At 51.6% G+C, this 2,064-nt stretch carries 2 protein-coding genes; both read right to left on the bottom strand.

All coding sequences use genetic code 11. From position 1 onward, the window contains the following. Nucleotides 1–395 (bottom strand): Ig-like domain-containing protein (locus I6E69_RS20400; RefSeq protein ID WP_197122208.1); only part of this gene is annotated, 395 nt, incomplete at its 3' end. Further along, nucleotides 332–2,064: Ig-like domain-containing protein (locus tag I6E69_RS20395; RefSeq protein WP_231619842.1), on the bottom strand; the 1,733-nt coding region annotated here is incomplete at its 5' end. The genes I6E69_RS20395 and I6E69_RS20400, both read right to left, overlap by 64 nt.

The raw sequence follows: 2,064 nt of genomic DNA, 5'->3' as shown, positions 1-2,064 counted from the left end.
GTGGTGTCGTTCGTGTCAACCAATGCATTAATACTGATACTTGGGGCCGTGGTGTTGAGTGTTGCGGTTTCACTTAATGTGGTGGTGTTACCGGCGCTATCGCTCACGCTGGCTTCAATAGTAAGCTCTCCATCAGCTAATGCTGTCGGTACATCTGCTGACCAACTGCCGTCGGCTTGTACTGTCGCGGTGAACGTTTCTGTATTATCTGCATCCGTGACGTTAATCGTTATAACCGTGCCTGCTGGCGCGTTCGATGTCCCGCTAATTGTTGGGGTGCTGTTATTCGTGGCGCCGACTGTGTCTAACGTCAGTGTCGGCGCTAAGGTATCTAAGTTGCCCGTTTGTGTTGCACCGCCGGTGTTGCCTGCATCATCGGTGATACTGGCTTGCACGGTGTAGCTTCCATCTGGTAATTCAGGGCTGGTTCACCGTTTGCATCCACAATAGCGGTGATTGGGTGTTCATCACCGTTGCTGTCAGTAATAACAATGTTTACAACGGTACCTTCAGGCTCTGTTGAAGTACCACTAATCACTGGGGTGCTGTCGTTGCCAAGGCCCAGTGCATCAACGGTGACGATTGGCGTAATAGTATCTACATTACCACTGCTGTTTGCTGTGCTCTCGTTGCCTGCCGCATCGGTAATACTCGCGCTTACAGTAAAGTCACCTTGTGCAAGGGCTGTTGACACTTCAATGTTCCAGTGGCCATCGCTGCCAACTAGGGTCTCAATGGTTTGCACAGCACCTGCGCTGTCGGTGATGGTGAGTCTAACAGTGCCACCAATTTCATTACTGGTGCCCTGAAGCTCTGGTGTTAAGTCGCTGACATCGCCTACGTTTTGAATGGTGAGCGTTGGCGCTTGCGTGTCGATGGTACTGGTATCACTCACTGTAGTTTCGTTGCCAACACTGTCGCGTACACTTACTTCAATGGTGCTTTGACCTTCACTTAATGGTGCCGCTGGTGTAGCACTCCAATTACCATCCGCATCAACAAGGGCGGTGATGGTTTGTGGGTTGCCATTGCTGTCGGTAACGACTATCGTCACTTGTGCACCTTCGCCCGCATCGCTTGTGCCGCTTATGATTGGCGTGTTGCTGTCGCTTTGTGCATCCACGTCAACCGTCAGCGTAGGCGGTGTGTTATCAAAGTCATCTGAGCTAATTGTTCGCGTGTTACCCGCTGCATCGGTGGCTGTGGCGATCACTGAGCCAACATCAAGTAACGATACATCTAATCCGACTAATGACCAGTTGCCATCCGCATCTGTTGTAGTGGTATATGTTGCACCAATACCACCGCCTACCAGTTGCTCGGTAATGGTAATTTCACTGCCTGCTGGCAAGTCAGACGTCCCACTTAGGGTAACCAATAAACCAAGCTCAAAGGTCGGCGTAAAGGCAAGTGCCGGTGGAGTAATATCCACTTCACCACTGTCTGTGCCGGTACCTGTATTGCCTGCGGCATCAGTGATGCTGGCGCTGACGCTATAATTCCCTTCGGCTAAATCAGTCGCTGGGGTCGCGTTCCAGTTACCGTTTATATCCGTTTGTACATCAATGCTTTGAGTGGCATTTGCTGCATCTGTAAACGTCACCGTGATGGTGCTGTTAGGCGCATCACTGGTGCCTGTCACAGTTGGCGTGCTGTCGTTTGTTAATACTGGCGCATCTACACTCACACTTGGTGCTGTGGTATCAATGGTGCCGTTGCCGGTAATATCGGTGCTGTTTCCTGCCACATCGCTGATGTTGGCGGTGATCGTGTACGGCCCTTCTGCCAAGGCCGTCGGTACTTCTATAGAGAAGTTGCCATCGGCATCCACCGTGGTGGTGAACGTTTGTGTATTGCCTTGATCGTCCACTACCGTGAAGTTAATAACGGTACCTTCAACGGCATCACTTGTGCCACTGAGTGTCGGGGTGATGTCATTACTTGAACCAGGATTCGTTAGGAGCAGTGTCGGTGCAGTCGTGTCTACTTCACCAGTGCCTGTGGCAGTGGCTTCGTTGCCTGCGGCATCGCTCACACTGGCGATCACTGTAAAGGTGCCTTCAG

Origin of the sequence: Pseudoalteromonas sp. NZS100, from assembly GCF_015864815.1 — a bacterium.
Lineage (GTDB): Bacteria > Pseudomonadota > Gammaproteobacteria > Enterobacterales > Alteromonadaceae > Pseudoalteromonas > Pseudoalteromonas distincta.
Note: the sequence above shows the minus strand (reverse complement) of the source record. Positions and strands in the feature narration are given on the sequence as shown.